The organism is Thermoleptolyngbya sp. M55_K2018_002, assembly GCF_015295965.1.
Taxonomy (GTDB): Bacteria; Cyanobacteriota; Cyanobacteriia; order Elainellales; family Elainellaceae; genus Thermoleptolyngbya; species Thermoleptolyngbya sichuanensis.
In genome coordinates this window covers 38,263-45,279 of record NZ_DVEA01000364.1, presented here as the reverse complement: position 1 = coordinate 45,279, position 7,017 = coordinate 38,263, and the positions used below count along the sequence as shown (strand labels likewise).

Below are 7,017 nucleotides of genomic sequence, written 5' to 3'. Positions count from 1 at the left end.
CCCCCAAACCCCCTTTTGCAGGGGACGAAGCGTCCCCCACACCCCCTCCTAAGGGCACCAATGTACTTCACGCAGCAATTTCGGCCCTCACCCTAAATCCCTCTCCCAGAGCGGGAGAGGGACTTCAAACCTATGTCTGGCTCCCCTTCTCCCAGGTCGGGAGAAGGGGGTGGGGGATGAGGGCAGATTGTAAAGTTACACATCCCGTCTAGTTAGGGAACGGGAATGCTGGCAGATTGGTCGAGGAGCCACCAGAGTTCGCCTGCGGGCTGAATCAGGCGGGCGGGGTAGGTGTCTGCATCGCCTTCGGGGGCGAAGATTTGGGTCAGGGCGGGGCGCTTGTTGGCTCCGGCGACGAGGAAGATGACGCAGCGGGCGTGGTTAATCAGCGGCGCAGTGAAGGTGATGCGGGGCTGGCCGTCTTTGTTGCCGACGGTGATCAGGCGATCGCCCACGGTTAGCGCCTTTGTGTGGGGAAATAGGGAGGCGGTGTGCCCATCGTCGCCAATGCCCAGCAGCACCACGTCCAGCGATGGAAAGTCTCCGGGTGTAAGCTGAAAGACTTGCTGCAAATGCTGCTCATACAAATCAGCCGCGACTGTCGGGTCGGCAGGGGTCGTGTCCATTGGATGGATATTTGCAGCGGGAATGGGCACATGGTCGAGCCACGCACGGCGGGCCATGCCTTCGTTGCTGTCGGGATGATCAGGCGGGACGTAGCGCTCGTCACCCCAAAAGACCTGGATTTTGTCCCAGGGAAGGGGCTGCTGGGCGATCGCCTCGTATAGCGGCTTGGGCGTGCTGCCTCCCGACAGCGCAATCGAGAAGGTTCCCCGCTGGGCGATCGCCGCTTCGGCCCGCTCCAAAATTAGCGCCAGCGCCCGATTCACAATGCCTGCCACATCCGGCAATACTTCAACCTGTCGAGTCATGCGTTCCCTCGCTTACACCACGGCATGTCACCACTCCGACAAGCGTATCGGCACAAGTCGAAAAGCACGATAGAACCGCTATTTTTTTTCAGACTTGCATCCTGTTTAGTGTTTAATTGACCGATGGGAACCTGTGCGAAAGCATCTCATTTTTCCCAAGGCTTCGCTTTCCCAAGCTTTGACGAAGCTCGATCCTCAAGCGCGATCGCGCTTGTCCAATGCCGTCTCTGAGATGCTGTCTCTGTAAGTAACTGCTGTATCCAACGGGTCGCTGTCTCTGAGCAACGCGATTAACCTTGTCGCTGAATGTCGCTGAATGTCGCTGAATATCGCTATCCCTAAAGATTCCGAGAATGACCAGTCTGAGAATGACGAGCGCGAAATTGCAACGGCTGATTTACCTGTGTTTTGTATGAACCGACCTGTATGAACCGACCCGTAAAATTCACCTGTGAGACTCACCTGTAAAACCGACCGATGAAACCGACCTGTGAACCCTCACGATAGGCTGATGCGGGCGGGTTTGTTTTTGTTCACCCCTAATCTTGTGAATCCCAACAAATCGAAATTACCGTTATGACATCGATTAAACCTGCTGGCCGCATTACTGCTCCGCTGGCTTCCCGCGTTCTGAAAACAGTCGGAATCATCATCACGCTCTCCGCACTAATTGACTTCTTTATTCTGCCGATTCCCTATCGACTGCTCGATCGCCAATGGCAGCTTGCCTTTACAACCCAGTTTGTCGATCGGGGCATCGTGCCGCTGGTGGGGCTGGCGCTGCTGTTTGCAGGATACTGGATTGACCATGCCACCGGGGCGATCGAGGAGCGACGATCAGGGCGGACTCGGGATCTGCGATTTTGGGCGCTGCTGCTGGCCAGCCTGCTGGGGCTGATCTATGTGCTGTTGTTTCCGCTGCATCTCAACAATCTGCGGCTCAACAATGCAGCCGCCCAGGAGCAGATCAACCAGGAAGCCGAGCAGGCCGAAGGACGACTCGATCAAAGTCTGGCGACGGCATTGCAGCAGCAGCGGGCCCAGATTGCTCAACTACTCAATGCCAGCGACGAGCAAATCAATCAGGCGGTGCAGGCAAACCAGATCAACCAGGAGCAGGCAAATCAAATTCGGGAGTTTAAGCAAAACCCAGAGCGGCTAGAGCCGTTTTTGCAGCAGCGGGTGCAGGAACTCCGCACGCGGGGACAGACTGAAATCCGCACCCGCAAGGAAGATGCCCAGGCGACGGCTCGCACAGAATCCATCAAGTCGGGTCTGCGAATTGGGCTGGGTAGCCTGGTGCTGGCAGTGGGCTACATCATTATTGGCTGGACAGGGCTAAAATCGCTGGATTAGCGGTTTGGCAGCAAAGCGTCTCGATGTTTTCGATTTACATCCTCACCTACAACGAAGAGATCGACATCGCGGATTGCCTGGAGTCGGCGCTGCTGTCGGACGATGTGGTGGTGGTGGATTCCTGTAGTGGCGATCGCACGCTGGAAATCGCCGCCCAATTTGCCGAGCGCCATCCTGTTCGCATCGTACAGCACGCCTTCGAGAGCCACGGCCAGCAGCGCACCTGGATGCTAGAGTCCATTCCGCCCAAGCACCCCTGGATCTATATCCTAGAGGCGGACGAGCGGATGACTCCGGCGCTGTTTCAAGAGTGCTGCCGCGTAATCCAGTCTGAGGAGCGGGTAGGCTACTACGTCGCGGAGCGGGTCATGTTTATGAACCGCTGGATTCGCCACAGCACGCAGTATCCCCGCTATCAACTCCGGCTGCTGCGCCACGGCAAGGTCTGGTTTGAGGACTACGGTCACGCCGAGCGTGAGGTCTGCAACGGGCCCACCGGCTTTTTGCAGGAAACCTATCCGCACTACACCTGTAGCAAGGGTTTTAGCCGCTGGATCGACAAGCACAACCGCTATTCCTCCGATGAAGCGGCGGAAACCCTGCGGCAGTTGCAGCAGGGAACCGTGAACTGGCGATCGCTCTTTTGGGGTGCTTCGGAGGTGGAGCGTCGCCGCGCCCTAAAGGACCTGTCCCATCGCCTGCCCGGTCGGCCGCTGCTGCGGTTTCTCTATATGTACTTTGGGCTGGGGGGATGGCGGGATGGCGGGCCGGGGTTTACCTGGTGCGTTCTGCAAGCCTTTTACGAATACCTGATTTTGCTCAAGGTCTGGGAGTTGCAGCAGGCGACAACCCAGCCGCAGGTCGCCTCTCCGCCAGTGGAGTCGGGATTCTCCAAATCTGGCTCTAGCCTGGATAAGACCGTGCAACAGGCAGAGACCGCTGAGTCGGGCGATCGCCCTTCGCCAACCGCATAAGCTGGAAATATTCTCACCGGAAACATTCTCAAAAGCATCTGCTGAGAAACAGAGAATGTAGCCCTGAAACTTGAAATAATTCTTTACAAATCGTACAAATAAGGTAACGTGCTAGCTGAGGACGGCAGTCCTCCCAAAACAGGCTCCTCTAGTGCAGCACTGATAACCCCGCCTTAACCTGCTAGATTGTAGATTCAGATACTTTTTTACAAACGCTTTTCACAGCCAATTTTCACAGCCGCTTTGTTCACCTTCGACTTAATCTATCTCGGTTTGTTTATTCTCGGCTTGTTTACCAGGGAGATACTGGGTTGTCCGTTCTTCAACGCTTCAAGCAGGATTTGAAAAACGACCTGATCGCAGGTCTGCTGGTGGTGATTCCGCTGGCTACGACGATCTGGCTGTCGTTTACGATCGCAAGCTGGGCGATCGCCTTTTTGACGCGCATCCCCAAGCAGATCAACCCGTTTAACGATTTTCCGCCGATTTTGGGTGATTTTCTCAACCTAGTAGTTGGGTTCACCGTGCCGCTGGCGCTAATCCTGCTCATTGGTCTGATGGCTCGTAACATCGCCGGACGCTGGCTGCTGGATGTGGGAGAGCGTCTGCTGCAAGCCATTCCGCTGGCAGGATCGGTCTACAAAACCCTGAAGCAACTGCTGGAAACGCTGCTGCGCGACACGAACGACCGTTTTCGGCGAGTCGTGCTGGTGGAATATCCCCGACGCGGCGTGTGGGCGATCGCCTTCGTCACCAGTGCATTCACCGCCGATATCGCCGGCCCCTTGTCGGGCAAGATGCTGAGCCTGTTCATTCCCACTACCCCCAACCCCACGACGGGCTGGTATGCCGTCGTACCCGAAACCGAGGTCATCAACCTGGCAATGTCGGTGGAAGATGCGTTTAAGGTGGTTGTCTCTGGCGGCATTGTCGGCCCCAACCTGGCCAGTGCGCTGCCCGCAGGTGGACTGCCGCCCGGAGACCCGCCTGCGGGAACCCTTGCGACGGGCGGGCTGAACCCTGCTAACGTAGGAACGAGCAGCTATGGCGATCGCCCTGCGGCGGCCAAAGACACCCGTCCCCTCGATCTGGTTTTGGATGAACCACTGATGGAGCCGCCGTTTGAAAACGCCTCCCCCGAAGCCAAACGTCAGTCCATGCCGCTGCCATCCGACCCAACTTGAGCCTTTCCGCCAGCCTGCCCTCTGTTTCCACTCGAATTCCACTCGAATTTTTAAGGATTGAGAACCCGACATGCAAGCTCGACGCATTGCGCGAGAACTGGCGCTGCTGAGTATGAGCCAGCTTCCCTCCAAGCCCGAAAAACTGGAGGCTCAACAGCTTCAGTCCGTCGCCCTGGCCGCTGTGCGGACGCTGACGGGCGAAGTTCACGACATGCTGGAAACCGCCGCCGCCGAGGTGGAGCGGGGGAGCGATCGCCTATTGGCCAGTGAAACCAAAGCCCAGGATCTCGACAGCGCCCGCGTTATGGTGAAAGAAGCGCTGGAACTGGCTCAAGCAGCCATCAACCGGATTGGCACCGCCGTCGAACTGCCGGAAATACTGCAACTCGCCAACCATCAGGAAGTGCGCGACTACACCCTGGCGCTGCTGCAAACCGTCAGCATCCGCCGCGCCGAAATCGATCAGATTATTTCCGCCGCAATGGTAGACTGGCAGCTTCATCGGCTTCCCCAGATCGACCGCGATATTCTGCGGCTGGCCGTGGCGGAGTTTCAATACATGGGCATTCCTGACAAAGTGGCGATTAACGAAGCCGTTGAGCTAGCCAAACGCTATAGCGACGACGATGGGCATCGCTTTATCAACGGCGTGCTGCGGCGGGTGGTCGAGAAGCCCGAAGACAAGCCCGAAGATAAGCTCGAAAAAGCCTGAAGCCCCCCTTAGACGACCCGCAGCCCAGGCGTTCTAATTCTAAACTAAGGCTTTATCAGACTTTCCCCAGCCGACGTTCTGATGGGATGCACTTCCAATCTTGCCCTGTCCCAGGCTAGCGGAAATCTCTTCACCAGGAAAGACGCAAGCACTATAAGCTAGATGAAGCGGAAATCTGGATGCAGCGGCTCCAGGCGCTCTTGGGCGTTTGCTCCTGATCCAGAGCAATGTCCCTAACCCCTGACCCTCCCTATGTCGTCGTTTAATTGGTTCAACCGTCAATACGAAAACCAGCCCGCTGAGGCAAAGCCAGAGCCACAGAAAGACGCTACCCCAGCGCCAGAGTCGAAAGCGCCTGCCGATGCTGCTGCGGGTGACGCGGCGATCGCCCAAGACTATCTCGCCTGGGCAAAGTCTGCCTATAAAAATATTCAAAAGCGCCAGCAGGAAACCGCTGAGTCCACCACATCCAAAACTGTTACAGAATCCGCTATAGAACCCGCTGTAGAAATCGCTACGACAGACGAAGCCGCGTCAAGGGCGATCGCCGATTCGGCTGCGGCTGGAGAAACCGCATCGAAACCCTCTGAGGCAGTAGCGCCCAGCGAACTATCAACGGCTGCCGCGCCAGAAACCGCGCCAGAAACTGCATCCGAAACTGATCCAGAGACGGCTGCGGCTCCGCTCCCCTTTTGGGCCCAAGCCGAGGCCGAGCGGCAGGTCCGCCTGGAGCAACTCAAAGCAGAAGCGGCCCAAGAAGCAGCAGCGGAAGCTGAAAAACTGGCTACTGAATCAGCCAGCCCAACGGACTCCGCCCCAGAACCGGATCTTCCCCTGGATGAGAGCTTCCTTTGGTCGGCGCAGGTGCTAGCCTCCCAGGGCCGCCGGGCCGACCAAGTAGATCTGGAGGAAATTACCTGGCTCAAGCGCCTGCGCCAGGGTCTCGACAAGACGCGACGCAGCTTGGTGAACCAACTGCGGGCGATCGTCGGTCAGGGGCCGCTCAACCAAGATGCGGTGATGGAGATCGAGTCGTTGCTGCTCCAGGCAGACGTGGGCGTGGAGGCGACGGATCGGATCATCGAGCGCTTGCAGGACAAACTGCGCCAGGAATCTCTGCCCCCCGAAGCGGCGATCGCCTATCTCAAAGAAATCCTGCGAGACATGCTCGACAACCCCGGCGGCAAGCCTGTTAGTCCCACCTTTGCCCCCGAAAAGGACACCCTCAACATTTGGCTAATCACGGGGGTTAATGGCGCGGGCAAAACCACCACCATCGGTAAAATTGCCCACATCGCCCAAAAATCGGGCTACAAAACCCTGATTGGCGCAGCCGACACCTTCCGAGCCGCTGCCGTGCAGCAGGTGAAAGTGTGGGGCGATCGCAGCAACGTAGAAGTCATCGCCAACCCTGGCAAAAACACCGACCCCGCCGCCGTTGTATTCGACGCAATCACGGCGGCCCAGGCGCGAGGAACCGAACTGCTGCTCATCGACACAGCGGGAAGGTTGCAAAACAAGAAAAACCTGATGGATGAACTCGCCAAAGTTCGCCGCATCATCGACAAAAAAGCGCCAAATGCCCGTATCGAGTCGCTGCTGGTGCTGGATTCCACTCTGGGGCAAAATGGCTTGCGTCAGGCCGAGGTTTTCTCCGAAGCCGCCCAGCTAAGCGGGGTTGTGCTAACCAAGCTAGATGGCACAGCCAAAGGCGGCATCGCGCTGGCCGTCGTGCAGCAGTTGGGGTTGCCCATCCGCTTCATCGGCGCAGGGGAAGGAATTGAAGATTTGCGCCCCTTCTCTAGCTATGAGTTTGTGGAAGCGCTGTTGAGCGGCTAGGCTGGACTGTATGCTCTGGA

5 protein-coding genes and 1 pseudogene are annotated in these 7,017 nt (G+C 57.5%); 5 read left to right on the top strand and 1 reads right to left on the bottom strand.

What is annotated here, in order from left to right; genetic code table 11:
• Nucleotides 1–212: 212 nt before the first annotated feature.
• On the bottom strand, nt 213–932 hold the full coding sequence (gene pgl, locus IGS51_RS18740; RefSeq protein ID WP_297080311.1) for a 6-phosphogluconolactonase: 720 nt from the start codon (nt 930–932) through the stop codon (nt 213–215).
• Between the two features lie 576 nt (nt 933–1,508).
• On the opposite strand from pgl, the gene IGS51_RS18735 reads away from it, so the two are divergent.
• From IGS51_RS18735 to ftsY, 5 genes and pseudogenes are all read left to right on the top strand, one after another.
• Nucleotides 1,509–2,288 carry an HpsJ family protein gene (locus tag IGS51_RS18735; RefSeq protein ID WP_297080310.1) on the top strand — a complete coding sequence of 260 codons (780 nt, stop codon included), beginning with the start codon at nt 1,509–1,511 and terminating at the stop codon, nt 2,286–2,288.
• Nucleotides 2,289–2,311: 23 nt separating this feature from the next.
• On the top strand, nt 2,312–3,262 hold the full coding sequence (locus tag IGS51_RS18730; protein ID WP_297080309.1) for a glycosyltransferase family 2 protein: 951 nt from the start codon (nt 2,312–2,314) through the stop codon (nt 3,260–3,262).
• Nucleotides 3,263–3,573: 311 nt separating this feature from the next.
• A pseudogene (locus IGS51_RS18725) lies at nt 3,574–4,203 on the top strand (DUF502 domain-containing protein); the annotation flags it as partial.
• Between the two features lie 313 nt (nt 4,204–4,516).
• On the top strand, nt 4,517–5,158 hold the full coding sequence (gene nusB / locus IGS51_RS18720) for a transcription antitermination factor NusB (RefSeq protein WP_297080307.1): 642 nt from the start codon (nt 4,517–4,519) through the stop codon (nt 5,156–5,158).
• A 252-nt stretch (nt 5,159–5,410) separates the two neighbouring features.
• Complete coding sequence (ftsY, locus tag IGS51_RS18715; protein WP_297080306.1) at nt 5,411–6,997, top strand: signal recognition particle-docking protein FtsY; 1,587 nt, start codon at nt 5,411–5,413, stop codon at nt 6,995–6,997.
• Nucleotides 6,998–7,017: the final 20 nt, after the last annotated feature.

Excerpts from the sequence above, each read along its gene's own strand:
- pgl (WP_297080311.1), bottom strand. The coding sequence starts at position 932 with ATGACTCGACAGGTTGAAGTATTGCCGGATGTGGCAGGCATTGTGAAT.
- IGS51_RS18735 (WP_297080310.1), top strand. The coding sequence starts at position 1,509 with ATGACATCGATTAAACCTGCTGGCCGCATTACTGCTCCGCTGGCTTCC.
- IGS51_RS18730 (WP_297080309.1), top strand. The coding sequence starts at position 2,312 with ATGTTTTCGATTTACATCCTCACCTACAACGAAGAGATCGACATCGCG.
- ftsY (WP_297080306.1), top strand. The coding sequence starts at position 5,411 with ATGTCGTCGTTTAATTGGTTCAACCGTCAATACGAAAACCAGCCCGCT.
- nusB (WP_297080307.1), top strand. The coding sequence starts at position 4,517 with ATGCAAGCTCGACGCATTGCGCGAGAACTGGCGCTGCTGAGTATGAGC.